At 74.7% G+C, this 25,839-nt stretch carries 31 protein-coding genes; 26 read left to right on the top strand and 5 right to left on the bottom strand.

The annotated features are described in order from the left end of the window. The first annotated feature begins 3 nt into the window (after positions 1-3). The 13 genes from ACFYZF_RS21720 (at position 4) to ACFYZF_RS21660 (ending at position 11,464) form a co-directional block, all read left to right on the top strand. Positions 4-750, top strand: coding sequence for a YggS family pyridoxal phosphate-dependent enzyme (locus ACFYZF_RS21720; protein WP_387023474.1), 747 nt, complete (start codon positions 4-6; stop codon positions 748-750). Positions 751-936: 186 nt separating this feature from the next. Next, positions 937-1,647: a cell division protein SepF gene (locus ACFYZF_RS21715; RefSeq protein ID WP_387023472.1), complete on the top strand. Its 711-nt coding sequence runs from the start codon at positions 937-939 to the stop codon at positions 1,645-1,647. A 29-nt stretch (positions 1,648-1,676) separates the two neighbouring features. Then, positions 1,677-1,979 (top strand): YggT family protein, encoded by a 303-nt coding sequence (locus ACFYZF_RS21710; protein ID WP_161690198.1) that lies wholly within the window; start codon positions 1,677-1,679, stop codon positions 1,977-1,979. 52 nt (positions 1,980-2,031) lie between these two features. Beyond that, positions 2,032-2,832, top strand: coding sequence for a DivIVA domain-containing protein (locus ACFYZF_RS21705; RefSeq protein ID WP_387023470.1), 801 nt, complete (start codon positions 2,032-2,034; stop codon positions 2,830-2,832). A gap of 73 nt (positions 2,833-2,905) precedes the next feature. Continuing rightward, the gene (locus ACFYZF_RS21700; protein ID WP_387023468.1) at positions 2,906-3,613 is read left to right on the top strand and encodes a hypothetical protein; all 708 of its coding nucleotides are present in this window, start codon (positions 2,906-2,908) and stop codon (positions 3,611-3,613) included. A gap of 6 nt (positions 3,614-3,619) precedes the next feature. Further along, positions 3,620-3,919: a DUF167 domain-containing protein gene (locus ACFYZF_RS21695; protein ID WP_387023466.1), complete on the top strand. Its 300-nt coding sequence runs from the start codon at positions 3,620-3,622 to the stop codon at positions 3,917-3,919. Between the two features lie 22 nt (positions 3,920-3,941). Continuing rightward, positions 3,942-5,447: a potassium/proton antiporter gene (locus ACFYZF_RS21690; protein WP_387023464.1), complete on the top strand. Its 1,506-nt coding sequence runs from the start codon at positions 3,942-3,944 to the stop codon at positions 5,445-5,447. A 225-nt stretch (positions 5,448-5,672) separates the two neighbouring features. Continuing rightward, entirely contained in the window at positions 5,673-6,092 is a 420-nt protein-coding gene (locus ACFYZF_RS21685) for a TraR/DksA family transcriptional regulator (RefSeq protein ID WP_387023462.1), read from the top strand. A gap of 62 nt (positions 6,093-6,154) precedes the next feature. Continuing rightward, the gene (gene lspA, locus ACFYZF_RS21680; RefSeq protein WP_387023460.1) at positions 6,155-6,769 is read left to right on the top strand and encodes a signal peptidase II; all 615 of its coding nucleotides are present in this window, start codon (positions 6,155-6,157) and stop codon (positions 6,767-6,769) included. Then, complete coding sequence (locus tag ACFYZF_RS21675) at positions 6,766-7,710, top strand: RluA family pseudouridine synthase (RefSeq protein WP_387023458.1); 945 nt, start codon at positions 6,766-6,768, stop codon at positions 7,708-7,710. Before lspA ends, ACFYZF_RS21675 begins: the two co-directional genes overlap by 4 nt. 43 nt (positions 7,711-7,753) lie before the next feature. Further along, positions 7,754-8,719 (top strand): hypothetical protein, encoded by a 966-nt coding sequence (locus ACFYZF_RS21670; protein WP_387023456.1) that lies wholly within the window; start codon positions 7,754-7,756, stop codon positions 8,717-8,719. A gap of 97 nt (positions 8,720-8,816) precedes the next feature. Continuing rightward, on the top strand, positions 8,817-10,457 hold the full coding sequence (locus ACFYZF_RS21665; RefSeq protein ID WP_387023454.1) for an AAA family ATPase: 1,641 nt from the start codon (positions 8,817-8,819) through the stop codon (positions 10,455-10,457). Between the two features lie 56 nt (positions 10,458-10,513). Further along, complete coding sequence (locus tag ACFYZF_RS21660; RefSeq protein ID WP_387023452.1) at positions 10,514-11,464, top strand: DUF2567 domain-containing protein; 951 nt, start codon at positions 10,514-10,516, stop codon at positions 11,462-11,464. Here the strand turns inward: ACFYZF_RS21660 and ACFYZF_RS21655 are convergent. After that, on the bottom strand, positions 11,379-12,080 hold the full coding sequence (locus ACFYZF_RS21655; RefSeq protein ID WP_387023450.1) for an LON peptidase substrate-binding domain-containing protein: 702 nt from the start codon (positions 12,078-12,080) through the stop codon (positions 11,379-11,381). The genes ACFYZF_RS21660 and ACFYZF_RS21655 overlap by 86 nt on opposite strands. A 106-nt stretch (positions 12,081-12,186) precedes the next feature. Between ACFYZF_RS21655 and hisD the strand changes: the two genes are divergently transcribed. The 12 genes from hisD to hisF all read left to right on the top strand — a co-directional run bounded on the left by hisD (position 12,187) and on the right by hisF (position 20,619). After that, positions 12,187-13,509 carry a histidinol dehydrogenase gene (gene hisD / locus ACFYZF_RS21650; RefSeq protein WP_387023448.1) on the top strand — a complete coding sequence of 441 codons (1,323 nt, stop codon included), beginning with the start codon at positions 12,187-12,189 and terminating at the stop codon, positions 13,507-13,509. A gap of 23 nt (positions 13,510-13,532) precedes the next feature. Next, positions 13,533-14,606 (top strand): histidinol-phosphate transaminase, encoded by a 1,074-nt coding sequence (locus ACFYZF_RS21645; protein ID WP_387023446.1) that lies wholly within the window; start codon positions 13,533-13,535, stop codon positions 14,604-14,606. Then, entirely contained in the window at positions 14,603-15,214 is a 612-nt protein-coding gene (hisB, locus tag ACFYZF_RS21640) for an imidazoleglycerol-phosphate dehydratase HisB (protein ID WP_350884943.1), read from the top strand. The genes ACFYZF_RS21645 and hisB overlap by 4 nt, the downstream gene beginning before the upstream one ends. A gap of 28 nt (positions 15,215-15,242) precedes the next feature. Continuing rightward, positions 15,243-15,413, top strand: a complete 171-nt coding sequence (locus ACFYZF_RS21635) for a hypothetical protein (RefSeq protein WP_387023443.1) — start codon at positions 15,243-15,245, stop codon at positions 15,411-15,413. Then, positions 15,413-16,048, top strand: coding sequence for an imidazole glycerol phosphate synthase subunit HisH (gene hisH / locus ACFYZF_RS21630; protein ID WP_387023441.1), 636 nt, complete (start codon positions 15,413-15,415; stop codon positions 16,046-16,048). Before ACFYZF_RS21635 ends, hisH begins: the two co-directional genes overlap by 1 nt. Positions 16,049-16,123: 75 nt before the next feature. Next, positions 16,124-16,447: a hypothetical protein gene (locus ACFYZF_RS21625; protein WP_387023439.1), complete on the top strand. Its 324-nt coding sequence runs from the start codon at positions 16,124-16,126 to the stop codon at positions 16,445-16,447. A gap of 80 nt (positions 16,448-16,527) precedes the next feature. After that, positions 16,528-17,253 (top strand): bifunctional 1-(5-phosphoribosyl)-5-((5-phosphoribosylamino)methylideneamino)imidazole-4-carboxamide isomerase/phosphoribosylanthranilate isomerase PriA, encoded by a 726-nt coding sequence (priA, locus tag ACFYZF_RS21620; protein ID WP_387023437.1) that lies wholly within the window; start codon positions 16,528-16,530, stop codon positions 17,251-17,253. Then, positions 17,250-17,639, top strand: a complete 390-nt coding sequence (locus ACFYZF_RS21615; RefSeq protein WP_387023435.1) for a RidA family protein — start codon at positions 17,250-17,252, stop codon at positions 17,637-17,639. Before priA ends, ACFYZF_RS21615 begins: the two co-directional genes overlap by 4 nt. 104 nt (positions 17,640-17,743) lie before the next feature. Next, positions 17,744-18,190: a MarR family winged helix-turn-helix transcriptional regulator gene (locus ACFYZF_RS21610; protein ID WP_387023433.1), complete on the top strand. Its 447-nt coding sequence runs from the start codon at positions 17,744-17,746 to the stop codon at positions 18,188-18,190. 1 nt (position 18,191) lies between these two features. After that, the gene (locus tag ACFYZF_RS21605) at positions 18,192-18,623 is read left to right on the top strand and encodes an organic hydroperoxide resistance protein (protein WP_387023431.1); all 432 of its coding nucleotides are present in this window, start codon (positions 18,192-18,194) and stop codon (positions 18,621-18,623) included. 45 nt (positions 18,624-18,668) lie between these two features. Then, positions 18,669-19,667, top strand: coding sequence for an NADP-dependent oxidoreductase (locus tag ACFYZF_RS21600; protein ID WP_387023429.1), 999 nt, complete (start codon positions 18,669-18,671; stop codon positions 19,665-19,667). A gap of 184 nt (positions 19,668-19,851) precedes the next feature. Next, positions 19,852-20,619 (top strand): imidazole glycerol phosphate synthase subunit HisF, encoded by a 768-nt coding sequence (hisF, locus tag ACFYZF_RS21595; protein ID WP_387023427.1) that lies wholly within the window; start codon positions 19,852-19,854, stop codon positions 20,617-20,619. A 66-nt stretch (positions 20,620-20,685) separates the two neighbouring features. Here the strand turns inward: hisF and ACFYZF_RS21590 are convergent, their stop codons facing one another. Further along, positions 20,686-21,147, bottom strand: coding sequence for a hypothetical protein (locus ACFYZF_RS21590; protein ID WP_387023425.1), 462 nt, complete (start codon positions 21,145-21,147; stop codon positions 20,686-20,688). Positions 21,148-21,215: 68 nt separating this feature from the next. After that, positions 21,216-21,935, bottom strand: coding sequence for a YitT family protein (locus tag ACFYZF_RS21585; RefSeq protein WP_387023423.1), 720 nt, complete (start codon positions 21,933-21,935; stop codon positions 21,216-21,218). A 59-nt stretch (positions 21,936-21,994) separates the two neighbouring features. On the opposite strand from ACFYZF_RS21585, the gene ACFYZF_RS21580 reads away from it, so the two are divergent. Next, positions 21,995-23,452 (top strand): PLP-dependent aminotransferase family protein, encoded by a 1,458-nt coding sequence (locus ACFYZF_RS21580; protein WP_387023421.1) that lies wholly within the window; start codon positions 21,995-21,997, stop codon positions 23,450-23,452. Between the two features lie 165 nt (positions 23,453-23,617). Here ACFYZF_RS21580 and ACFYZF_RS21575 read toward each other — a convergent pair whose 3' ends face one another. Together ACFYZF_RS21575 and ACFYZF_RS21570 are read right to left on the bottom strand one after the other, a co-directional pair. Continuing rightward, a complete protein-coding gene (locus ACFYZF_RS21575; RefSeq protein WP_387023419.1) occupies positions 23,618-25,444 on the bottom strand; it encodes an AMP-dependent synthetase/ligase in 1,827 nt (608 codons plus the stop codon). Positions 25,445-25,566: 122 nt separating this feature from the next. After that, positions 25,567-25,692: a hypothetical protein gene (locus tag ACFYZF_RS21570; protein ID WP_387023417.1), complete on the bottom strand. Its 126-nt coding sequence runs from the start codon at positions 25,690-25,692 to the stop codon at positions 25,567-25,569. Positions 25,693-25,839 lie beyond the last annotated feature (147 nt).

The following is a 25,839-nucleotide window of genomic DNA, read 5'->3' as shown; positions in this document are numbered from 1 at the left end:
GCCATGACCGACGCGAAGCCGCCCGTGCACCCGGACCGCCAGGCCGAGCTGGCGGCCGGGTTGGCTCAGGTCCAGGCCCGGATCGCCGACGCCTGCGCGGTCGCCGGGCGGGCCCGGTCCGAGGTCACCATGGTCGCGGTCACCAAGACGTACCCGGCCTCCGACGTGCTGGCCCTGGCCGGGCTCGGGGTGACCGAGGTGGGGGAGAACCGGGACCAGGAGGCGGCCGGCAAGGCCGCCGAGGTGGCCGCCGCCGGGGCGAGGCCGCGGTGGCACTTCATCGGGCAGTTGCAGCGCAACAAGTGCCGTTCGGTGGTCGGGTACGCCGACGTCGTCCAGTCGGTCGACAGCGCCCGGCTCGCCCGGGCGCTGGGCGCTGCGGCGGTGGCCGGCCGGGATCGGCCCCTCGACGCGCTGATCCAGGTCAGCATCGACGGCGACCCGACCCGCGGCGGCGCGCTGCCGGGCTCCGCCGACCCGGACGCCGGACTACACCCGGTGGCCGAGGCGGTGGCCCGCGCGGACGGGCTGCGGCTGGCCGGGCTGATGGCGGTGGCCCCGCTGGGCTGGGAGCCGGAGCGGGCGTTCGCCCGGCTGGCCGAGGTGGCGCGGGAGTTCCGGGCCGCCCACCCGGAGGCCGTCATGCTCTCCGCCGGAATGAGCGGCGACCTGGAAACCGCGATCGGGTATGGCGCGACACATGTCCGCGTCGGCAGCGCGTTGCTCGGAATGCGTTCCACGCTGCGGTAGCCTGACCGCGAGAAGCAAATTACATCAGTGTTGTTTCAGGAGCGGCGTCCCGTTGCCAGGGGGCCGGGCCCGTGACCGCGAATCGCGGGCCGAGGATTGCCGTTCCGGTCCGGTGGGCAGTTGTCTACCCGCGAGAAGCGACACGGCACGGGGGCGCGTGCCGCATGGCGGACGGAAGGGCGCGGGATGGGTGCACTGCGCAAGGCGGGGGTCTGGCTCGGTCTGGTCGAGGAGGACGACGAGCGGGCCTACGACGACGGTGGCTACGAAAAGGGTGGCTACCGCGAGTCGCGTTACCGGCAGGGCCGGTACGCGGAGGAGTTCGCCGACGACGATGACGACGAGGCCGACGAGCCGCCGGCTCCCCGACCCCGGGCCGGGGAGCGGGGCCGGCTGACCGAACGCTCCGCGAGCCGCGCGCTGGACACCGACCGGGCCGAGTCCGACCGTCCGGAGCGGGTCGAGCGCGAGCGTGCCGACCGGTCCAGCGTCCGGTCGATCACCCGCAACTCCGGCGGCGACGGCTCGGGCACGTTGAGCTACCACACCCGGGACAACCTGGCCCTGGCCCCACAGGGGCAGGTCCGGGAGCGGGCGGTGCCGGCCGAGGAGGAGCAGCGGTACCAGATCACCACGCTGCACCCGACCACGTACCGTGAGGCCCGCACGATCGGGGAGCACTTCCGCGACGGCGTTCCGGTGATCATCAACCTCACCGAGATGGACGAGGCGGATGCCCGCCGACTGGTCGACTTCGCCGCCGGGTTGGCGTTCGGCCTGCGCGGTACGATCGAGCGCGTGACCAACCGGGTGTTCCTGCTCTCACCGGCCAACGTCCAGGTCACCGCAGAGGACAAGGCCAAGATTGCCGAGGGCGGGTTCTTCAGCCTGAGTTAGCCCCGGCCGACCGAGGGACGTCGCCTGCTGTGTTGTCGATCCTGCTGCAAGTCCTGTACCTGATTCTTTATGTCTTCCTGATCATTCTTCTGGCCCGGTTTGTCCTCAGCGCGGTGCTCGCCTACGGCCGCCGCTGGCAGCCCGGGCGGGGGGCGACGGCGGGACTGGAATCCGTGTGGAGCGTCACTGATCCGCCTCTGAAGGCGTTGAGGCGTGTGATCCCTCCGCTGCGCATTGGTACCGTGAGCATCGACCTGGCCTCCCTTGTGCTCCTGGTTATCCTGTTCGTGCTGATGGAGTTCGTGTTGAAGCGGCTGATCCGCGGGTGGTGAACACCCGCAGGCCCAGCCCGCTACGCGGCCGCAACTGACCCGAGGAGTTTCGATGCCGCTGACCCCGGCCGACGTACACAACGTCGCCTTCAAAAAGCCGCCGATCGGCAAGCGGGGGTACGACGAGGAGGAGGTCGACGCCTTCCTGGACGAGGTCGAGCGTGAGCTTGCCCGTCTGATCGAGGAGAACAACGAGCTGCGCGCCCAGGTGGAGCGCGGCGGCCGTGGCGGCGCTCCCGCCGGCCCCGGCGGTGACGCCCGGCTCGCCGCCGAGCTGAACGACGTCAAGGCCCAGCTCGACCGGGTGCAGCGTGACAAGGCGGCGGCCGAGCAGGCCGCCCGCGCGATGCAGGCCGAGCTGGAGCAGGTCCGCACCCAGGGCGGCCCTGCCGTGGCCGGCGACGGCGAGCAGCAGGCGCTGCGGGTGCTGATGATGGCCCAGCGCACCGCCGACGACCACGTCTCCGACGCCCGTCGGGAGGCCGACCAGCTGCTCTCCGAGGCCCGTTCGAACGCCGAGGAGGTCACCCGTGAGGCACGCTCCAAGGCTGACGCCCTGGAGCGCGACGCCCGCCAGCGGCACCAGGAGGCCATGGGCGGCCTGGACGCCAAGCGCACGGCGCTGCAGAAGCACATCGAGGAGCTCAAGCAGTTCGAGCGGGAGTACCGCACCCGGCTCAAGGCGTACCTGGAGAGCCAGCTGCGCGACCTCGACGGCCGCGGTCAGGGCCTGGAGGTCGAGATGACCCGCGAGGGCAGCCGGGCCGTGGGCGGCAGTAACGGCCTCGCGGCAGCCGGCCTCGCCGGCTCGTACAGCGGCGGTCGCTCCGGTGCTCTGGAGTCGGGTCGCTGATTCCGGTACGGCGGTCGTCGTGGGGACGACCGCCGACCACGCCCACCTGAATCCGACGCGGCGGGGGTGAGCCGTGATAGTCGTAAGCCTGTTGCTCATCCTCGTCGCCGTCGTGCTTCTGGTGGTCGGCCTCACCGGTGGGTCCAGCCTGCCGCTGACCGGCTCCATCGCGGCCAGCCTGCTGGCCGCCGTCGCGTTGGTGGTCGGTGCCCGCCAGGCGGCCGCCACCCGGGCGGCAGCCGGGCGTTCCGACCCGGACGCCACCTGGGTCCGCCGGCGACCGGCCGGCGACGACCCGGAGGCCGAGACCCATTTCCCGGCCGGGGCGGACATCCCGGCCCAGCATGTTCCCCCGACGATCGGTGCCGACGACACCGGGTGGCGGCAACCACCCGGGTCGCCGGCCGTCGGCGGGGAGAACCCGCACGACGACGGGCAGCCGTACGCGGCTGAGGACCCGCTCGACCCGTACGCCGACGGGCAGCCGTACGCGGCTGAGGACCCGCTCGACGGTCCGGCCGACCCGGACCAGGCCGCGGCGCCGCCGGACGAGCCGCCCGCGCTGCGGGTGTCCCCGTCGGACGCCGCGCTGGTCGCCCAGCTCGACGACGAGGTCCAGGTCGTCGACGGGCGGCCCCGCTACCACCTGGCCGACTGCCCGCACCTGTTCGACCGCGTCGCCGAGCCGCTGCCGGTGGCCGAGGCCGTCCGGCTCGGTTTCACCCCGTGCGCCGGCTGCGCGCCGGACACCTTCCTGCTCGCCGACGCCCGGCCACTCTGACACCCGATGGACGACACGCTCACCGTTGCCGTGCGGGTGAAGCCGGGGGCAGCCCGGGCCCGGGTCGGCGGCCGGCACGACGGCCCGCACGGGCCGGCCCTGGTGATCGCCGTGAACGCCCCGCCGGTCGACGGCCGGGCCACCGAGGCGGCTCGTCGGGCGCTGGCCGAGGCGCTCGGCGTCCGGCCGGCGGCCGTGTCGTTGCGGGCCGGCTCGACCAGCCGGGACAAGCTCTTCCTCGTCGAGCGCCCGTCGCCGGAGCTGGCGAAGGCGCTGCGCCGGCTGCGCGACGGGGCCGACCGGTGACGGCTGCCCGCCCCGGGCCGGCATGACCCCCGGGTTCGACCTCACGCTGCTGCTCGGCGCCGCCGTGCTGCTGGTGGCAGTCGGCGCGGTCCGCTTCTCCACCCGGCTGGGCGTGCCGAGCCTTCTGGTCTACCTCGCCCTCGGTATGGCGATCGGCGAGTCCGGGTTGGGCATCCGGTTCGACGACGTCGAGCTGACCCGGACCCTCGGCTTCTGCGCCCTGATCGTGATCATCGCTGAGGGTGGGTTGACCGCCCGGTGGAGCGCCCTGCGACCGGTGCTCGGGCTGGCCGCGGTGCTGTCCACCGCCGGGGTGGTGGTGAGCATTCTGGTGGTCGGCCTGGCGGTGCATCTGCTGCTCGGGCTGGACTGGCGGCTGGCCATGCTCTACGGTGCGGTGCTCTCCTCGACCGACGCCGCCGCCGTCTTCGCCACCCTGCGCCGGCTGCGACTGCCGCCCCGGCTGGTCGCCACCCTGGAGGCCGAGTCGGGGATGAACGACGCCCCGGTGGTGCTGCTGGTGGTGCTGCTGTCCCGGGCGGCCGCCGAGGCCGCCCACCCGTGGTGGTACGAGGGTCTGCTGCTCGGCTACGAACTGGGCGTGGGCGCCGCGGTCGGGCTGGGCGTCGGGCTCGCCGGCCGGGCGGCGTTGCGCAAGGCGGCGCTGCCGTCGGCCGGGCTCTACCCGATCGCGGCGGTCGGCTTCACCGTGCTCGCGTACGCGGCGGGCGCGGTGCTGCACGCCTCCGGCTTCCTGGCCGTGTACGTCGCGGGGGTGCTGCTGGGCAATGCCCGGTTGCCGCATCGGCAGGCCATCCTCGGCTTCGCCGACGGGCTGGCCTGGCTGGCCCAGATCGGCCTGTTCGTCCTGCTCGGGCTGCTGGCCTCGCCGGCCCGGCTGGACGCGGCGTTGCTGCCGGCGATCGTCGCCGGGCTGGCGCTGGTGCTGGCCGCCCGGCCGCTGTCGGTGGCGCTGTCCGCCTGGCCGTTCCGGTTCGGCTTGCGCGACCAGGCGTTCCTGTCCTGGGCCGGGCTGCGCGGGGCGGTGCCGATCGTGCTGGCGACCATCCCGCTGTCGGAGCGGGTGCCGGGCGCGGAGCGGCTCTTCGACGCGGTCTTCGTGCTGGTGGTCATCTTCACCCTGCTCCAGGCGGGCACCCTCGCCCCGGCCGCCCGCTGGCTGGGAGTGACCGCGCCGGCCGAGCCGGCGGAGATCCGGGTGGAGATCGCCCCGTTGGAGCGGATGCGGGCGGACCTGCTCCAGTTGGAGGTGCCCCCGCAGTCGCGGCTGGCCGGCGTCCACGTGGACGAGCTGCGGCTGCCGGTGGGCGCCTCGGTGACCCTGGTGCTGCGCGACGGGGCGGGTTTCGTGCCCGGCCCGGACACCCGGCTGAAGACCGGCGACAGCCTGCTGATCGTGGCGACGTCGGGGGTGCGGGACGCCGCTGAGCGGCGGCTGCGCGCGGTCAGCCGCCGGGGGCGCCTGGCCCGGTGGTTTGGCGAGTACGGCGAGGATCGCAACGATTAATCTGCTAGCGTTCGTTTTGCCCATTTGAGGGCTTTTCGGGGCGGAGTGGCGGGGCGGCGGGTGCGGCACGTTGTCGGACGCCTGTACGTTCCGTATTCTTGCCAATCTCCGGAGTGCGCGGCGACCGTTGCCGTGCGCCCGTTTTGTTACCTGGGGGCGCCAGGCCGGCGACCCCTGTCCAGGGGCCGCGGCAGCGCCGCGGTGCCGCGGCGCTAGGGAGCGACGATGGCGAAGCCAGCCGACACCAGGACCGCCGGCCGCAAGCCGATGGCCAAGGCCACCCGCAGCGTCGCGGAGACCGAGAAGATCCGGGCGGCCCTGGCGGCGCGGCGGGACGAGTTGCGCTCCGAGTACGATCAGACGTTGAGCGAGATCACCGAGCTGCAGCGCGATCGGCTGACGGACTCGGCCGGGGACGACCAGGCCGACACCGGCACCAAGACGTTCGAGCGGGAGCAGGAGATCTCACTCGCCAACAGCATCCGGGAACGGATCACGCAGGTCGAGCGGGCGCTGGAGCGGCTCGACGAGGGCGGCTACGGCTGGTGCGAGCGGTGCGGCGACCCGATCCCGGTGGAGCGGCTCGCCGCGTTTCCGTCGGCGACGCTCTGCGTGAAGTGCAAGCAGCTGGAGGAGCGGCGCTGAATTCGCTCCCCGGCCGATCAGGACGGTGAGCGATCACCGCCGAGAGCGTCGATGGGGAGCAGATGACGGCTACACCGCCCGCCGGGTCCGAGACCGGCACCGCCGAGCCGGGCGGGGCCCCGCCCCCGGCCCGGCGCCGGACGATCGTGATCCTCGTCGCGGTCGCCCTGGTGGCGTTCCTGGCCGACCTGCTCACCAAGCACCTCGCCCTGCTCGCGCTCAGCGACAGGGAGCCGGTGAAGCTGCTCGGCGGCGCGGTCTACCTCAGCCTGACCCGCAACAGCGGCGCGGCGTGGGGCATCGGCGGCGACCACACCTGGGTCTTCCCGCTGATCACGATCGGGGTGGTCGGCTGGATCGGGTGGATGGCCCTGCGGCTGCGTTCGCTGCCCTGGGCGGTCTCGCTCGGTCTGGTGCTCGGCGGGGCGCTGGGCAACCTGGGCGACCGGATCTTCCGGGCCCCCGGCCACTTCGTCGGCCACGTGGTCGACATGATCAGCCTCTTCGACCCGTACGGCCAGGTGTGGCCGGTGTTCAACCTGGCCGACAGCTCGCTGCTCTGCGGGGTGGGGCTGGCCGTGGTGCTGGAACTCACCGGGCGTCAGCGCGACGGCTCCCGGCTCGGCAGGGACAAGCCCGCCGACGCGGTCCCGGCCGGACAGCGGGGGCGGGCGTGACCGCGGCGTTCGCCGCGGGCGGCGACCAGCGTTCCCTGCCGGTGCCGGACGGCCTGGACGGCATGCGGCTCGACCAGGCCGTGTCCCGGCTCTTCGGGCTCTCCCGCACCGCCGCCGCGGCCCTGGTCGACGCCGGTGACGCGCTGGTCGACGGCGTTGCCCGGCCCAACTCGCACAAGGTCAAGGCCGGCTCGTGGCTGGAGGTGACGCTGCCGGCCCCGGCCGCCCCGCCGACCGTGGTGCCGCAGACGGTTCCCGGCCTTCGGGTGGTGTACGCCGACGACGACATCGTGGTCGTGGACAAGCCGGTGGGCGTGGCGGCCCACCCCAGCCCCGGCTGGACCGGCCCGACCGTGATCGGCGGGCTGGCCGGCGTCGGGCACCGGATCTCCACCAGCGGCGCCGCCGAGCGGCAGGGCGTGGTGCACCGCCTCGATGTCGGGACCACCGGGATCATGGCGGTGGCCAAGAGCGAGCAGGCGTACACCGCGCTGAAGCGGGCCTTCAAGTACCGCGAGGTGGAGAAGCGCTACCACGCCGTGGTGCAGGGTCACCCGGACCCGCTGCGCGGCACCATCGACGCCCCGATCGACCGGCACCCGAACCACGACTACCGGTGGGCCGTGGTCTCCGACGGCAAGCCCAGCGTCACCCACTACGACACGCTGGAGGCGTTCCCGGCGGCGAGCCTGCTGGACGTCCGGCTGGAGACCGGCCGGACCCATCAGATCCGGGTGCACTTCTCCGCCCTGCGCCACCCCTGCGTGGGCGACCTCACCTACGGCGCGGACCCGACGCTGTCCGCCCGGCTGGGCCTGGGCCGGCAGTGGCTGCACGCCCGGTCGCTGAGTTTCCTGCACCCGCGCACGGGCGACCAGGTGACCTTCGTCAGCGACTACCCGGCTGACCTGGAACGGGCGCTGGAGATCCTCCGCGACTGACCCGACGTCCCACCGAGACTCTTCCGACGAGAGGGCCCGCGCGGTGCGCGCTACCGAACCACCGCGGTCCGACCAGCCGCCGTCGGGCCCGGACCCCGGGCCGGCCGCCGCGACCGGCCCCGCCGCCGGTCGCCCGGCCGGAGCGGCCCGCCGGCCCCGCCTGCTCACCTCGGCCGCACTGCTGGCGGTGGCGGCGGTGCTGCTCACCGCCGGGTGGGCGAGCCGTCAGGCCCGGCCGGCGGGGGACCGCACGGTGGGCGAGGTGACCCGGGTCGGAATCGCCTCCGGCGACCCGATCCCCGGGTACCTGAGCGCCGCAGCGGCCGAGCTGGCGGCCCTGCCGGCCGCCGGGCCGCCGGCCGGAACGTACGCGCTGGTGTCGTTCTCGGCGTACGTCGCCCCGGGCGGGCTGGCGGCGCTGCTCGACGGCGTGTCCGTCGCGGAGGTGGTGACCCGGGCGCCGCTGCCCGGCCGGCAGAGCCAGATCGTCCGGCTGCCGGTCCAGTGGCTGCCGCAGGACGTGACCGCCGGAATGGCCGGGGTGGCCGCCCGCAAGGACCGCGAGGCCGCCGACCAGCGGGCCCGGGCCGCCGGTGCCGCCGACCCCGAGCTGCGCCGGGGGTACGAGACCGGGGCGCAGGTCGCGGCGGACGAGGCGGCGGCGTACCGGGCGGGGTGCGCCTGCGTGTACGCGGCGGTGGTGCGGGGCGTTCCGGAGGCGCTGCGCGCGCTGGCCGGTCGGCCGGGGGTCCGGTCTGTCGAACCGGCCCCGGAGCTGCGCCGGTTGGACCGCACGGTGGTCACCCCACCGCTGCCCGAACAGCGCGACGTGGCCCGCCCGCCGGCCGACACCGGGCCGGTGCCGGGGGTGGGCGAAACGTCGGAAGCGGCACCGAAGGTCGTGGTGTCGTCACCGCCTGTCGGCCCGGCGTCGGCCGGGGAGGTCGCGCCGAGCGCCGCGACCTCGCCATACGCGGCCGACGGCGGCCCGGAGGCGGTGCCTCGGTGACAAAGACGGACCAGAATGTGCGCAGACCGGTGTGGTCCGAATAGGGTTTCGTTCGTAGCCTGTCAGGCGGAGATCGATGGCGCTGGGAGGGCGAGCCTTGGACGGCACGGAGACCGGCTGGGGTCGACCGGCCGAGCCAGCACCGCGGTGGCGGGCGCTGCTCGACCGGGCCCGCCACGGCGGTCGTACCGCGGAGCAGGCCGAGGCCGACCATCGTGCCGAGGAGGCGTCCCGGGTGGCCCCCGAGCCGCTGCCCCGGCGCGCGTCGGGCAACGGTTACGCCGGGCGGGCGCCGGCGATCGGCCGCTCCGCCGAGCCGTCGTACGGCGCGGAGCCCGGCCACCCGGCCGAGCCGCCCCACGGGGGCTACCGGGCCGGGGCGAGCTACCGGGTGGACCCGGCCTACCGGATCGACCCGGGCTACCAGCCCGAGCCGTCCTACCAGCCCGGGCCGACGTACCAGGCGGAGCCGTCCTACCAGCCCGGGCTGTCCTATCAGTCCGAGGCCGCCTATCCGGCCGAGCCGGTGTACCCGGTCGAGCCGGCGTGGCGGGCCGAGCCGGCCCGCCACGAGCCGGCCCATCCGGAGCCGGAGCCGGTGCGCCGCGCAGACCTCGCCCCGCCCGCCCAGTCCCGGTACGCGATGTTGGACAGCGGCTACCGGTCCGAGCCGTCACCGGTCGAGTCGCGGTACGCGCTGCTGGACAACGGCGGGTACCGACCGGAGCCGACGTACCAGCCCCCGGTCGAGCCGACGTACCAACCGCAGATCGAGCCGGTGTACCAGCCCCCGGTGGAGCCGGCGTACCAACCGCAGATCGAGCCGGCGTACCAGCCCCCGGTCGAGCCGGTGTACCAGGCCGGGCCGCCGGCCGTGGTGGACCGGGGCTACCCGGCCCGGATCGAGTGGCGACCGCAGAGCCCGGAGAGCGAGCTGGAGCGGTCTGCCGGGGTGCTCCGCCGCGAGCTGGGCACCTCCCGGGTGCTCGCCTTCGCCAACCCCAAGGGCGGGGTGCACAAGACCACCGCCACGGTGTTGGCCGCCGCCACCGTCGGCAGCGTGCGGGGCCGGGGCGTGCTCGCCTGGGACGACAACGAGCTGCGCGGCACCCTCGGGCTGCGCGCCGGCAGCGCCCGGCACGCCCGGACCATCCGGCACCTGATCGGGGACCTCGCCCAGATCGAGATCCGCGAGGGCGCCGAGCTGCTGGCGAGCCTGGACGACTACCTGCGGCACGCCTCCGACGGCTCGTACGACGTGCTGGCCGGGGAGGAGAGCCCCCGGTTCGCCCAGCGGCTGGACCAGTTCACCGTCAAGCGGGTGCTGGAGCTGCTGCGCCGAACCCACGACGTGGTCTGCGTGGACACCGGCAACAACGTGGAGAGCCCGAACTGGCGCACGGTGATGCAGGCCGCAGACCAACTGGTGGTCACCACCGTGCCCCGGGAGGACGCCGCGTTCAGCGCGGACTGGATGCTCGACCTGCTGCACGAGGTGGGCATGGGCGAGCTGGCCGAGAACGCGGTCACCCTGATCTCCTGCCCGACGCCCGGCCGCTCGCCGCTACAGGACGACCTGGAGCGGCACTTCGCCACCCGGACGAGGGCCGTGACCGTGGTGCCGTACGACCCGGCGCTGGAGACCGGGTCCTCGATCGAGTACCAGCAGCTCCAGCCGGAGACCCGCCAGGCCTGGCTGCGCGCCGCGTCGACCATGCTCGAACCCTTCGCCGGCTGAGACCGTCCGGCGGCACCGATGCCCCGGAGGTGGGTCCGGTCTGGAAGGATCAACCGGTGAGCCCGGACACCTCCGATCCCGACCGCACGCTGCCCCCACCCGCCGCGCCGGGCGGGCCCGAGCCCGGGTCGCATCCCCGGCCGGTGGCGGGCCCGGAGGCCCCCGACTGGTCCGCCGGCCTGCCGGTGCCGGCGGGCACCCCCGCCGCCGCGCCCGGCGCGGACCCGCTCGCCTGGCCGGCCCCCGACCCCGGGTCGTCCGGACCGGCGACTCCCGCCGCCGGCTACGTCCCGTTTCCCGCCGCCGACCGGCCGGCGCGTCGGCCGGGGCGGTCGATCGCGGTGGCGCTCGGCGCGGCGGCGGCACTGGCCGCGCTGGGTGTTCCGCTGGGGCTGCTCTGGGCGGCCGTCGCGCCCGACACCCCGGTGGTCAAGACCGCCGAGGGTGCCGTCTACGCCCAGCCGCAGCCGGAGCAGCCGATCGCCTCGGACGGCTGGTTCAGCATGCTCGGGCTCGGGTTCGGCGTGCTCGCCGCGCTGGCCCTGTGGGTGTTGTTGCGTCGCAGCCGTGGCCCCGCCGGGCTGCTCGCCGGCGTGCTCGGCGGGCTCGCGGCGGCACCGGTGGCCTGGCAGGTCGGCCGCCGGGTCGGCCTGTCGACGTACGACCGTCTGCTGGCCGACGCCCCGGTGGGGCGGGCGTTCACCAAGCCCGCCGACCTGCGCGCCGGGGGCGTGCACTGGTTCCTCGACGTGCTCCCGGTGCCGTACGGCAACCTGCTGCTGCCGGCGTTCGCCGCGGCCGTGACGTACACCCTGCTGGCCGGCTGGTCCCGCTGGCCGTCGCTGCGCCGGGAACCGACGCCGGACCTGGCCTGGGGCCCGGCTGCGCCCCCCGGCGGCTTCCTGGCTGTCCCGCCGGGGGTCAGTTGGGGGCCGGAGGGCTCGCCAGCTCCGACAGCGGCACCGGAACCGCCCGCACCTGGCGCAGCAGAGCCGCCTCGCGGTTGAGCAGCCGCAGTTCGGCGCGGAGCCGGGCGGTCGTGTCGTCGATGGCGAGCAGCCGCTGCCGGTCGTCCACGGTCAGCATGGCCGTCGCGGCGACCAGGTGGGACAGGACGGTGGGGTCCTCCGGGAGCTGCTCGGAGATGTCCTCCGGGCCGGGGCGGATCAGCCCGAGGTACTGCCGGAACACCGAGATCACCCGGGGCGCCAGCAGATCGCTGCCCTCGTCCGGGCCGCCCGGCTCCGGCAGCCACTCCACCTCGGCGGTCAGGTACGGCTCGGCACGCTCGTCGACGTCGGTGATGCGGAACCGCCGCCGTCCGACCGTGACGATGTCGAACCCGCCGTCGGCCAGCTCGGTCACCTGACGCACCTCGGCGGTGCAGCCCACCTCGTGCAGCGTGACGTCCCCGACGCCGGGGACGGGTCGTTCCGTGGCCCCGGGGGCCACCTCCCAGCCGGCCCGGATCGCCACCACCCCGAACTCGCGGGGCGTGCCCTCGGGCAGGCTTACCATATGGCGCACCAGGGCCCGGTAGCGCTCCTCGAAGATGTGCAGGGGCAGCACGAGACCGGGGAAGAGCACCGTCCCGAGGGGGAAGATCGGCAACCGTGCAGTCACGTGGTCGAGCGTAGCCCGCCCGCGCCGCGTCGGCGTGGCTCGGCTCACCGTCCCGGCCTGCGGGCGGCGCGGGCCTGCGTCGGGCGATCCGCCTAGACTCGCAGGGGTGTTGAATCGGATCGACCTGCGCGGCGGCGTCCGGGACCCCCGCCGCCTGCTGCCCCGTGCCCAGCTCGACGTCTCCGTGGCCGTCGAGAAGATCCGCCCGATCGTGGAGGCGGTCCGGGAGCATGGGTACCCGGCGATCCGGGAGGCGAGCGAGCGGTTCGACGGCGTCTCGCCGGAGCGGCTGCGGGTCCCCGCCGAGGCGATCGCCGAGGCCGAGGGGACGCTCGACCCGCAGGTCCGCGCGGCGCTGTCGGAGTCGATCAGCCGCGCCCGGAAGGTGCACGCCGACCAGCGGCGCACCGACCACACCACGCAGGTGGTGCCGGGCGGCACGGTCACCGAGCGCTGGGTGCCGGTGGACCGGGTCGGCCTGTACGTTCCCGGCGGCCTGGCGATGTACCCGTCGACCGTGGTGATGAACGTGGTCCCCGCCCAGGCGGCCGGGGTCCGTTCCCTGGTGGTGGCCAGCCCTCCGCAGCAGGACAACGGCGGCCTGCCCGACGCCCGGGTCCTCGCGGCCTGCGCGCTGCTCGGCGTCGACGAGGTGTACGCCGTCGGCGGCGCCCAGGCGGTGGCCATGCTCGCGTACGGCTCGGCGGTCGACCCGGCCGGCGCGGAGCGCTGCGACCCGGTCGACATGATCACCGGCCCGGGCAACATCTGGGTGACCGCCGCGAAGCGGCTGCTGCGTGGGGTGGTCGGCATCGACGCCGAGGCCGGCCCGACCGAGATCGCCATCCTCGCCGACGACACGGCCGACCCGGCGCACGTCGCCGCCGACCTGGTCAGCCAGGCCGAGCACGACCCTCTCGCGGCAAGCGTGCTGGTCACCCCGTCGCCCGCGCTGGTCGAGGCGGTCGAGCGGGAGCTGGCCCGACAGGTGCCCGCGACGAAGCACGCCGAGCGGGTCACGACCGCGCTGACCGGTGAGCAGAGCGGCGTGGTCCTCGTCGACGACCTGGAGGCCGGCCTGCGGGTGGTCGACGCGTACGCCGCCGAGCACCTGGAGATCCAGACCGAGAACGCCCGCGAGTGGGCGCTGCGGGTGCGCAACGCCGGGGCGATCTTCGTCGGCGCCTGGTCGCCGGTGTCGCTGGGCGACTACTGCGCCGGCTCCAACCACGTGCTGCCCACCGGCGGCTGCGCCCGGCACTCCTCGGGCCTGTCGGTGCAGTCCTTCCTACGCGGCGTCCACCTCGTGGAGTACACCGAGCAGGCGCTGCGCGAGGTGGCCCCACACGTCGTCACCCTGGCCGGGGTGGAGAACCTGCCGGCCCACGGCCAGGCGGTCAGCGTGCGTTTCCCGGGAGACACCCCGTGAGCGGGCGAGGCGGGGTGGCGGGCGTGAACGCCATCGACGACCTGCCGATCCGCGACGACCTGCGCGGGCTGTCCCCGTACGGGGCGCCGCAGCTCGACGTGCCGGTGCGGCTGAACACCAACGAGAACTCCTACCCGGTGCCCGAGCCGGTGGTCGACGCGATCGGCAAGGCCCTCGCGGCGGAGCTGCGCGACCTCAACCGGTACCCGGACCGCGACGCCGTGGCGCTGCGCGCCGACCTGGCGGCGTACCTGGGCCACGGGCTCACCGTCGAGCAGGTGTGGGCGGCCAACGGGTCCAACGAGATCCAGCAGCAACTGCTCCAGGCGTTCGGCGGCCCGGGGCGCAGCGCGCTCGGCTTCGCCCCGGCGTACTCGATGCATCCGCTGCTGGCCCTGGGCACCGGCACCCGCTGGGTGCCGGCCCGGCGTGGGGCGGACTTCGGGCTGACCGCCGACGAGGCGGTCGCCCAGGTCCGCGAGCACCGCCCCGACGTGGTCTTCCTCTGCTCGCCGAACAACCCCACCGGCACCGCGCTGGACCCGGCGGTGGTCGCCGCGGTGCTGGCGGAGGCCCCCGGCATGGTGGTGGTCGACGAGGCGTACGCCGAGTTCGCCCGCCCCGGCACGGTCAGCGCCCTCGCGGTGCTGCCCGGCCACCCGAGGCTGGTGGTGACCCGGACGATGAGCAAGGCGTTCGGCTTCGCCGGCGGCCGACTCGGCTACCTGGCCGCCGACCCGGCCGTGGTGGCCGCGGTGCAGCTCGTCCGGCTGCCGTACCACCTCTCCGCGCTCACCCAGGCCGCCGCCCGGGCGGCGCTGGCGCACCGCAACGCCCTGCTCGGCACGGTCGAGGCGATCATGGGGCAGCGGGACCGGATCGTCGCCGAGCTGCGCGCCCGGGGTCACCGGGTGGCCGACAGCGACGCCAACTTCGTGCTCTTCGCCGTGGGCGGGGACCAGGCGGTGGCCTGGCACACCCTGCTCGACGCCGGCGTGCTGGTCCGCGACGTCGGGCTGCCCGGCTGGCTGCGGGTCACCGCCGGCACCCCCGCCGAGACCGACGCCTTCCTCACCGCGATGGAGAGACTTCAATGAGCCGGACCGCCCGGGTGGAGCGGATCACCAAGGAGACCAAGGTGCTCGTCGAGATCGACCTCGACGGCACCGGAGCGGCCGAGATCGGCACCGGGGTCGGCTTCTACGACCACATGCTGCACCAGATCGCCCGGCACGGCGGCTTCGACCTGACCGTGCGCACCGTGGGCGACCTGGAGATCGACGCCCACCACACGATGGAGGACACGGCGCTGGCCCTGGGCGCCGCGTTCGACGAGGCGCTGGGGGACAAGGCCGGCATCCGGCGGTACGGCTCGGCCACCGTCCCGATGGACGAGGTCCTGGTCCGGGCCGCCGTCGACCTGTCCGGCCGCCCGTACGTGGTGCACGACGAGCCGCCGCTCGCGCCGTACATCGGGCCGGTCTACCCGACCAGCATGACCCGGCACATCTGGGAGTCCTTCGGCCAGGCGGCCCGGATCACCCTGCACGTGGACGTGTTGCGGGCGGCCCGCCCCGGCGGCCACCCGGACGCCCACCATGTGGTGGAGGCCCAGTTCAAGGCGGTTTCCCGCGCCCTGCGTGAGGCCACCGCCATCGATCCGCGCTCGGCCGGCGCGATCCCCAGCACGAAGGGCGCGCTGTGAGGCCGGGCGCGCGGAAGGGACGATCCTGATGGGATCCGTGTTGCCGACGCTGCTGTTGATCCTCGCCGGGGTGCTGGTCGGCGGGGTGTGGTCGCTGCACCGCCAGGGCGCGCCGCGTAGCGCGGTGGTGATCACCGCGCTGCTCGCGGTGCTGGCCACCGTCGGCGGGGTGCTCTGGCTGCTGCCCGGGGAGGGCTGATGGCGAAGCAGATCGTGGTGCTCGACTACGGCTCGGGCAACCTGCGCTCGGCCGAGCGGGCCCTGGAACGGGCCGGCGCGCACGTCACGGTGACCGACGACCTGACCGCCGCCGCAGGGGCCGAGGGCCTGGTCGTCCCGGGCGTCGGCGCGTTCGCCGCCTGCATGGCCGGGATCGAGGCGATCGGTGCCGGCCCGGTGATCGCCGAACGGGTCGCCGCCGGCCGTCCGGTGCTGGGCATCTGCGTCGGCATGCAGGTGCTCTTCGAGCACGGGGACGAGCACGGGGTGGTCACCAAGGGGCTCGGGCTGCTGCCCGGCGCGGTGACGCGGCTGGCCGCCGCCCGGCTGCCGCACATGGGCTGGAACACCGTGCACGCCCCGGCGTCGTCGACGCTCTTCGCCGGCCTGCCGGCGGACAGCCGCTTCTACTTCGTCCACTCCTACGGGGTGACCGACCCGGCGGCGCTGGCCACGGCCGGGGCGACGGTGACCACCGCGCACCACGAGACGGACTTCGTGGCCGCGGTCGAGCGCGGCGCGCTGTCGGCAGCCCAGTTCCATCCGGAGAAGTCGGCCGACACCGGCGCGGCGCTGCTGCGCAACTGGCTGGCCACCGTGACCGTCGGTGGCTGAGCGGGCCACCGGGCCGGGCCGGGCCGCCGCGGGCCGGCCGCCCGTCGGCCCGGCGACGCCGGGCCGGGGCGTCCGATGAGCAAGGAGCGGGCCCGCCGCCGGGAGGCCCGCGAGGCCCAGTTGGAGCGGGAGCGGGCCGTCCGCCGCCGCCGGGTGGCCCGCCGGGAGCGCCGCCGCGCGCTGGTACGCCGGCTGCTGCCCCGCTGGTCGCGCCGCCGCTCGGGCCGGCTGGCCCGGCACACCCGGGGCGAGCGGGCCGCGATCGTGGGGCTGACCGGGGTGGCGGTGCTCGGCATCTGGAGTTTCGTCGACGACCTGGCGCTGCGGCTGGTGCTGGTCGTGTTGTTGCTGCTGGTCCTGCCGGCGGCCGTGGTGATCGCCCTGGGCCGCCGGTCCTGATCCACCGTGTTCCCGATCCACCGTGTTCCCGATCCACCGTGTTCCCGATCCACCGTGTTCCCGATCCGAGGAGAAGAGCGTTGAGCCTCACCCTGTTGCCCGCCGTGGACGTCGCCGACGGCCAGGCCGTCCGGCTCGTGCAGGGCGCCGCCGGCAGCGAGACCACCTACGGCGACCCGTTGGAGGCGGCCCTGGCCTGGCAGCACGACGGCGCGGAGTGGATCCACCTGGTGGACCTGGACGCCGCGTTCGGCCGTGGCTCCAACGCGGCCCTGCTGGCCGAGGTGGTCCGCCGGCTCGACGTCAAGGTGGAGCTGTCGGGCGGCATCCGGGACGACGAGTCGCTGCGGGCCGCCCTGGGCACCGGCGCGGCCCGGGTGAACATCGGCACGGCCGCGCTGGAGGACCCGCAGTGGTGCGACCGGATCTGCGGCGAGTACGGCGACCGGGTCGCCATCGGGCTGGACGTGCGGGGTCGTACCCTGTCGGCGCGCGGCTGGACCCGCGACGGCGGCGACCTGTTCGAGGTGCTGGAGCGGCTCGACAAGGCCGGCGCCGCCCGGTACGTGGTGACCGACATCACCAAGGACGGCACCATGCGCGGGCCGAACCTGGACCTGCTGCGCGAGGTGTGCTCCCGCACCGCAGCCCCGGTGATCGCCTCCGGCGGCGTCTCGGCGCTGGACGACCTGCGGGCCCTGGCCACCCTGGAGCCGGTGGGCGTGGAGGGTGTGATCGCCGGCAAGGCGCTGTACGCGGGCGCGTTCACCGTGCGACAGGCCCTCGACGTGCTGGCCGCCGCGTGACCGTCACCCGGCTCGGCTCGGGCGGCCCCTGGGAGCAGCTCTACGGCTACTCCCGGGTGGTCCGGGCCGGCGACCGGGCCGTCACGGCCGGCTGCACCGCCACGGTCGACGGGCGTGTCGTGCACGTGGGGGATGCCGCGGCGCAGACCGCCCAGGCGCTGCGGATCGGCCTGGCGGCCCTGGCCGAGGTCGGCGCGGAGCCCGGGGACGTGGTGCGCACCCGGATGTACGTGACCGACCGCGCGTACGCCGACGAGGTGGGCCGGGCCCACAACGCGGTGTTCGGCGCGGTCCGCCCGGTGGCGACCCTGGTCGTGGTGGCCGCCCTGCTGGACCCGGACCACCTGGTCGAGGTGGAGCTGGAGGCGTACCTCGGCGACCGCTGACCGCCCCGCCCCGCCCCACCCCGCCCCGGCGAGGGCGGGGTGAGGCGGGCCACCGTCCAGCCAGATCGGTTGTGCACAACTCAATTGCGCGCTACCTTTCCGGGGTGATCGATGACCTGGTGTTGCGCCGGCAGGTGTGCTTCACGCTGTACGCGGCGTCGCGCGCCCTGACCGACGTCTACCGGCCGATCCTCGACGCGTTCGGGCTGACCTACCCGCAGTACCTGGTGCTGCTGGTGCTCTGGGAGCGCGACGACGACGTCCCCACGGTCTCCGAGCTGGGCGCCGCGCTGCGCCTGGACTCCGGCACCCTCTCCCCGTTGCTCAAGCGGCTGGAGGCGGGGGGCCTGCTGGTCCGGTCCCGCTCGGCGCGCGACGAGCGCCGGGTGGAGGTGCGCCTGACCGGCGACGGCAGGGCGCTGCGCGAGCGGATGTCCGACGTCCCGCTGCGGGTGGCCCTCGCCACCGGCCTCAGCGAGGCCGAGCTGGTCGCGCTGCGCGACACCCTGACCCGGGTCACCGAGACGATCCACCGACAGAAGGAGCAGTGACATGAAGGTCCTCTACACCGCCGACGCCCGCGCCACCGGCGACGGCCGCGACGGCCGCGTCCGCACCTCCGACGGCACGTTCGAGCTGGACCTCGCGGTCCCGAAGGAGATGGGCGGGGCCGGCGGCGCCGCGAACCCGGAGCAGCTCTTCGCCGCCGGGTACGCCGCCTGCTTCCACTCGGCGCTGCGCCTGGTCGCCCGCGGGGCGAATGCCGACGTCACCGGCTCCGTGGTCGACGCCGAGGTGGGCATCGGCCCGAACGGCAACGGCGGGTACGGGCTGACCGTGGCCCTCGTGGTGGACCTGCCGGCCGTGCCCCGGGAGGCCGCCGAGCAGCTCGTCGCCCAGGCTCACCAGGTCTGCCCCTACTCGAACGCGACCCGTGGCAACGTCGAGGTGGCGCTCACCGTCCGCGAGGCCCTGGCCGCCTGACACCTCGCGCAGCCCAGCCCGACCAGCGAACGAAGGGACGACACCGTGACCGTCAACCGTGAGATCCACCTGGCCTCCCGCCCGCAGGGCTGGCCGACCACCGAGAACTTCCGCCTCGTGGAGACCGAGGTGCCCACCCCGGGGCCCGGCCAGCTCGTGGTGCGCAACCAGTTCATGTCCGTCGACCCGTACATGCGGGGGCGGATGAACGACGTCAAGTCGTACGCGCCGCCCTTCGCCCTCGACGCCCCGCTCGACGGCGGCGCGCTCGGCGAGGTGGTGGCCGGTGAGGCCGACGGGATCGCCCCGGGCGACACGGTCCTGCACGGCCTCGGCTGGCGGGAGTACGCCCTGGTCGACGCCCGGGGCGCCCGCAAGGTCGATCCGGACCTGGCCCCGGTGAGCACGTACCTGGGCGTGCTCGGCATGACCGGGCTGACCGCGTACGCGGGGCTGCTCGACGTGGCCGCGATGAAGCCGGGCGAGACGGTCTTCGTCTCCGGCGCTGCCGGAGCGGTGGGCGGCATGGTCGGCCAGATCGCCAAGCTCAGGGGCGCCGGGCGGGTGGTCGGCAGCGCCGGCTCGGCGGCCAAGGTCGAGCGGCTGGAGGAACTGGGCTTCGACGCCGCGTTCGACTACCACGACGGCCCGGTGCGCGACTCGCTCAGGGCCGCCGCGCCGGACGGGATCGACGTCTACTTCGACAACGTCGGCGGGGACCACCTGGAGGCGGCCATCGGCGCGATGCGGCTGCACGGCCGGGCCGCGATCTGCGGGATGATCGCCCAGTACAACGACAGCGAGCCGCCGGCGGCCCCGCGCAACCTGGCGCTGGTCATCGGCAAGCGGCTCACCCTGCGCGGCTTCCTGGTCAGCGACCACGACCACCTGCGCGGCCGGTTCGTCCAGGAGGTCGCCGGCTGGCTGCACGAGGGGAAGCTCTCGTACGACGAGACGGTGGTCGACGGCATCACCCGCGCCCCGGAGGCCTTCCTCGGCCTGCTCCGCGGCGAGAACCTCGGCAAGATGCTCGTCCGGCTGTAGCCCCCCGCCCCGTCGCCCAAGACCCGCCCATCCCGCGCCCTCCCGGTGTTCCGGTGCGCGCACCTTCACGGAACGTGTGGCATCGGCGCACGCCGTGGCCACGGACTCCGTGAAAGTGCGCGTGGGCGGGGCGGGCGCGGGCGGTCGACGGAGGGGGTGGGCGGGGGAGGATAGGCTTCGCGGCATGACGGTGGCGGTACGGGTCATCCCGTGTCTGGACGTGGACGCCGGGCGGGTGGTCAAGGGGGTCAACTTCCTCGACCTGCGTGACGCCGGCGACCCGGTGGAGCTTGCGGCGGCGTACGACCGGGCGGGCGCGGACGAGCTGACCTTCCTGGACGTGACCGCCTCCAGCGGCGAGCGGGGCACCATGCTCGACGTGGTGCGGCGCACCGCCGAGTCGGTCTTCATCCCGCTCACCGTGGGCGGCGGCGTCCGGCAGGTCGCCGACGTCGACACCCTGCTGCGCGCCGGCGCCGACAAGGTGGGAGTGAACACCGCCGCCATCGCCCGCCCGGAGCTGATCGCGGAGATCGCCGACCGGTTCGGCCGGCAGGTGCTGGTGCTCTCCCTCGACGTGCGCCGGGCACCGGCCGGGGTCACCCCGAGCGGTTTCGAGGTGACCACCCACGGTGGTCGCCGGGGCACCGGGATCGACGCCGTCCGGTGGGCGCGGCGCGGCGCGGAGCTGGGCGCGGGGGAGATCCTGCTCAACTCGATGGACGCCGACGGCACGAAGGCCGGCTTCGACCTGGAGCTGATCGGCGAGGTCCGCCGGGTCGTCGACGTGCCCGTGGTGGCCAGCGGCGGCGCGGGCGAGATCGCCCACTTCCCGCCGGCGATCGCCGCCGGGGCGGACGCGGTGCTCGCGGCCAGCGTCTTCCACTTCGGCGAGCTGACCGTCGGCGAGGTCAAGGGCGTGCTGCGCGGCTCGGGTCACCCCGTCCGCTGACGTCGCCCTCCGGGCCTGCGCGGGGCCGGGGTCAGCCCCGGCCGGAATGGTCCTCCGGGGTCGGGGTCAGCCCCGGCCGGAGTGGCCCTCGGGGGAGCGGCGCGGGGCCGGGATCGAGCGGACCACGTACTCCTGCACGGCCGCGGCGTGCTCCTCCTTCTCCAGCGTCCAGTCGGCGCTGCCGGGGGTGTGCCGCCGGCACAGCACGCCCTGCACGGTGTCCACGGCGGTGGACAGGCCGGCGTTCGGCCGGGTGCGCCACAGCCGCTCCCCGTCGGCGGTGAGCCGGAACCAGCCGTCCGAGACGCTGACCAGGCCGGCGCCGACGAGCCGTCGGACCGCCGTCTCCACCTCGTGCCGTTCAGGGATGGCGTGGTTGAGGTGGTCGGCTGTGGAGAGCACGTCAGTGAGCCGGACGCCCTCCGGCCGTCGGGTGGACGCCGCCCGGCGGTGCCGCCCCGCACCGTTCGCGATCACCAGTGAAACGAAGATCCAGGCGTCGGCCCAAAGCCATCCGTTCTCCCCCATGCAGGAATGATGCCGTGCGCCGCCGAGCAAGGAAACACCCACTTTTCCCGGCCCGGCATTTCCGCAGCTCAGCGCGGTTGGCCGCAGTCCGTCGCCGGTGCTTCGACCACATTATGGCCGTCCGGCTGCGGGCCGGCCGCGATCCGATCGTCCCGCCGCGGTCCAACGGGCTCCCGGGGCGGCAGGTCCACCGTGAAGACGGGCAGGAAGAACTGGGCCAGCGGCCCGATGGTGAGCGCGTAGGCGATCGTGCCGATGCCGACGGTGCCGCCGAGCAGCCAGCCCAGGGCCAGCACGGTGATCTCGATGACGGTGCGTACCTGCCGGACGGACCGTCCGGGCCGGCGGGCCACGTACCCGGTCATCAGGCCGTCGCGGGGGCCCGGGCCGAGCCGCGCGCCGAGGTAGAGGGCGGTGGCGGCGCCGTTGGCGACGATCCCGGCGACCAGCAGCGCCGCCCGCGCCGCGAGCGGGCCGCCGCCGGGCAGCAGGGCCAGGGTGGCGTCCACCACCAGCCCGATCACCAGCACGTTGCTCACCGTGCCCAGACCGGGACGCTGCCGCAGCGGGATCCACAGCAGCAGCACCAGCGCGCCGACCGCGATGGTGACGGTGCCGAACGACAACCCGGTGAGCCGGGAGAGCCCCTGGTGGAACACGTCCCAGGGGTCGAGGCCGAGCCCGGAGCGGATCATCAGCGCCATGCTGACGCCGTAGAGGAGCAGGCCCGCGTAGAGCTGGGTCAGCCGCCGGACCGGCCGCTGCCGGAGATTGCCAATCGGTGCCATGCATGCCACCCTAGGGTCCAATCGGTGCGACATAAGGAGCCAATATCGGGAGGGTGGCCATGACAAGTCAGGTGCGTGGCACCCAATTGGCCCGACTGCTCGGGCAGTGGCATGCCCTGCCGGGCCGCCGCCGCAGCCCGGACTACGCGGCGCTCGCCGCCGCCGTCCGAGGGCTGCTCGCCGACGGCCGCCTGCCCCTGGGGGTGCGCCTGCCCGCCGAGCGGGAGCTGGCCGAGGCGCTGCGGATCAGCCGGACCACGGTCACCGCCGCGTACCGGCTGCTGCGGGAGACCGGCCACCTGGCCAGCCGGCGGGGCGCGGGGAGCTGGACCATGCTCCCGGGCACCCACCAGGTCGCCAGCACCGGGCTGTGGACCCCGCAGGACGACCGGGACATGATCGACCTCGGGATGGCCGCGCTGGCCGCCCCGGCGGAGCTGATGCCCGCCGCCCGCGCCGCCGCCGAGGACCTGCCCCGCTACCTGGGCGGCGCCGGTTACCACCCGACCGGCATCATCGAGCTGCGCGAGGCCGTGGCCGCCGGGTACACCGACCGGGGCCTGCCCACCTCGCCCGACCAGATCATGGTCACCAGCGGCACCCAGCACGCGCTGGACCTGGTGCTGCGGCTGGCCCTGGCCCCCGGCGGCAGCGTGCTGGTCGAGTCGCCGACCTACCCGAACGCCCTCGCCGCGCTGGCCGCCCGGCGGGCCCGGATCACCACCCACGGGCTGGCCATCGACGGCGCCGGGTGGGACGCCGACCTGTTGCTGGGCAGCCTGCGCCAGGGGCGGCCGAAGCTGGCGTACCTGATCCCGGAGTTCCAGAACCCGACCGGGCACCTGATGCCCACCGAGCTGCGCGAGCGGGTGGTCGGCGCGGCCCACGCCGCCGGCACCGACCTGGTCATCGACGAGTCGTTCGTGGACCTGCCGCTGGACGGCACCCCGCTGCCGCCGCCGGTCGCCACCTTCGACCGGCACTCCCGGGTGATCTCCATCGGCGGAATGAGCAAGCCGTACTGGGGCGGCCTGCGCATCGGCTGGGTGCGCGCCTCCGCCCCCCAGGTGCAGCGGCTGGCCGCCGCCCGGGTCGGGGTGGACATGGCCGGCCCGGTGCTGGACCAGCTGGTCGCGGTTCACCTGTTGGCCGACGCGTCGACCATCGTGGCCGCCCGGCGGGTGCAGCTCGCCGCCCAACGCGACGCGCTGACCGGCGCGCTCGCGCAGCGGCTGCCCGAATGGCGGGTCACCGTTCCGCGCGGCGGGGTGACGCTCTGGGCCGAGCTGGACGGGCCGATCTCCAGCGCGCTCGCCCGGGCCGCCGAGGAGGTCGGCGTACGGCTGGCCCCCGGCCCCCGGTTCGGCCTGGACGGGACGCTGGAGCGGTTCCTGCGGCTACCGTTCACCCTGCCGGCCGCGGACCTGGTCGACGCCGTGGGGCGGCTCGCCGCGGTCCGGTACGACCTGGACCGCGGCGGCCGGCCGCGGTGGCGGGAGCCGGCCGTCATCGCCTGAGCGGCGCGCCGCCGCCCGGACGACGTCCCGGCCGGACCGCGCCCGGGCGGCTCGCGCCGCAGGAGCAGCGGGCGGCCGGGACCGAGGAGAGCCGGGGCGAGCACCTGTGAGACGACGGCGGCCGTGTCCCGGGACGGGGGGACACGGCCGCCGGCGGCACCGCGGTCAGAGTTCGGCGAGTGTGCCGGCGTACATCTTCTCGATCTCGGCCGCGAAGTTGCCCTCCACACCCCGACGCTTGATCTTCATGGACGGGGTCATCTCGCCGTGCTCGATGGTCAGGTCCCGGGGGAGGACGGCGACCTTCTTGATCGTCTCCCAGCGGTTCAGCTTGGCGTTGAGCTGGGCGACGTACTCCTCGACCATGAGCCGGGCCTCGTCGGAGGCGACGATCTCGGCGTACCCGCGGCCCTCCAGGGGGCCGCCGGCGGCCCAGCCGGTGATCGCGTCCGGGTCGAGGCTGACCAGCATGGTGCAGTAGTTGCGGGCCTGGCCGATCACGATCGCCTGCGAGGTGTACGGGCAGAGCGCCTTGAACATCCCCTCGATGTGCGACGGCGCGATGTACTTCCCGCCGGAGGTCTTGACCAGGTCCTTCTTCCGGTCGGTGATGCGCAGGTAGCCGTCCTCGTCGAGGCTGCCGATGTCCCCGGTCCGGAAGAACCCGTCGTCGGTGAACGCTGCGGCGGTGTCCTCGGGCAGGTTGTGGTAGCCGCGCATCACCGGGCGGCCCCGGACCAGGATCTCCCCGTCGGTGTCGATCCGGCACTCGAGGTCGCCCATCGCCCGGCCCACGGTGCCGATCCGCAGCCCGTCCGGCGGGTTGACGAAGTTGCCGGCGCTGGTCTCGGTGAGGCCGTACCCCTCCGAAATGGGCAGGTTGGCGGCGGCGAAGAAGCTGGCGATCTCCTTGCTCAGCGGCGCGGCCCCGGAGACCAGCACCCGGATCCGCCCGCCGAGCCGGGCCTGGAGCTTGCTGAACACCAGCTTCTCGGCCAGCGCGTACTTCAGCCTCAGCCCGGTCGGCACCGGACGGCCGTCCTGCTCCAGGGCCACCTTCGCCTGGCCGACCCCGACCCCCCAGGCGAAGATCTTCGCCTTGGCGCCGCCGGCGTCCCGGGCGGTGGTGACGACCTTGTTGTAGATCTTCTCGAACACCCGGGGCGCCCCGCACATCAGCGTCGGCCGGATGACCCCGAGCAGGTCGACCAGCTTCTCCACCCGGCCGTCGACGTAGGTCGGCAGGCCGACGTGGGTGGACCCGCAGAGCAGGGTCTTGCCGAACGAGTGGGACAGCGGGAGCCACAGGTACTGCAGGTCGTCGTCGCGCAGCAGCCCGACATCGTCCTGCGCCACCCCCTCCCAGCACCAGCCGCCGTGCAGCAGCTCGACGCCCTTGGGCCGGCCGGTGGTGCCCGAGGTGTAGATCAGGGTGGCCAGGTGCTCCGGCCCGATCCCGGCCACCAGCCGCTCGATCAGCCCCGGCTCGGCGGCGAGCACCCGGGCGCCCTGCTCCTCCAGCTCGGCCAGGGTCAGTTGGGGCACGGCCGCGGCGGGATCGGCCGCGCCGTCGAAGAGCACCACGTGGGTCAGCGCCGGCAGTTCCGCCCCGACGAGCTTCGCGGCCTGGGCCGGGTTCTCGGCGAACAGCACCCGGGAGCCGGAGTCGGCGACGATGTACGCCGCCTCCTCGGGCTCGGTGGTCGGGTACACGGTGGTGGTGGCGCCGCCGGCGCACATGATGCCGAAGTCGGCGATGACCCAGTCGAGCCGGGTGTTCGCCAGGATCGCCACCGGGTCCTCCTGGCCGACCCCGAGCCCGTGCAGCCCGGCCGCGACCGCCTTGGCCCGCTGGCTGACCTGCGTCCAGGTCAGCCAGACCGGCCCGGAGTCGTCGGGGGCGGGGTGGCCGAAGGCGTGGCGGTCGGGGGACGCCGCGACGCGCTTGAGGAACATGTCGGGGATGGAGCGGTACGGTACATCGAGAGTCATCGCTGTAGCCGCCTTCAGGGCTGGAGGCGTGACAGGGGTCACGTCATTCTGCGGTTACCGAAGGGTATTGCCTGCACCGCCCATCGGCTAGCCCTGGTGATCCCAGGCTGTCCGGGTGGACCTCAGGCGTACCGGGCGGCACGGGCGGACCAGTCGTAGGTGGCCCGCACCCAGTTGCTCCGGGCGGCCAGGAACGGGCGCACCGTCGGGTCGTCGGCGAGCAGGGCCGCCTCCCGCTCGGCGTACACGGCGAGGGTGCGGTTGAACCGGTCGGGGGGGGGGGGGCCCGCCCCCCCCGCCCGCCCGCCCGGGGGGGGCGGGGGGGGGGGGGCCCCCGCGCCGGCGGGGGGGGCGCCCCCCCCCCGTCTACTTTTCGTACGCGAAGAAGTGGTTTG

Origin of the sequence: Micromonospora sp. NPDC001898 (genome assembly GCF_042891255.1) — a bacterium.
In the GTDB taxonomy this organism is placed as follows: Bacteria; Actinomycetota; Actinomycetes; order Mycobacteriales; family Micromonosporaceae; genus Micromonospora.
The sequence above is the reverse complement of the archived record's forward strand: the minus strand, read 5'-3'. Positions and strand labels throughout refer to the sequence as shown.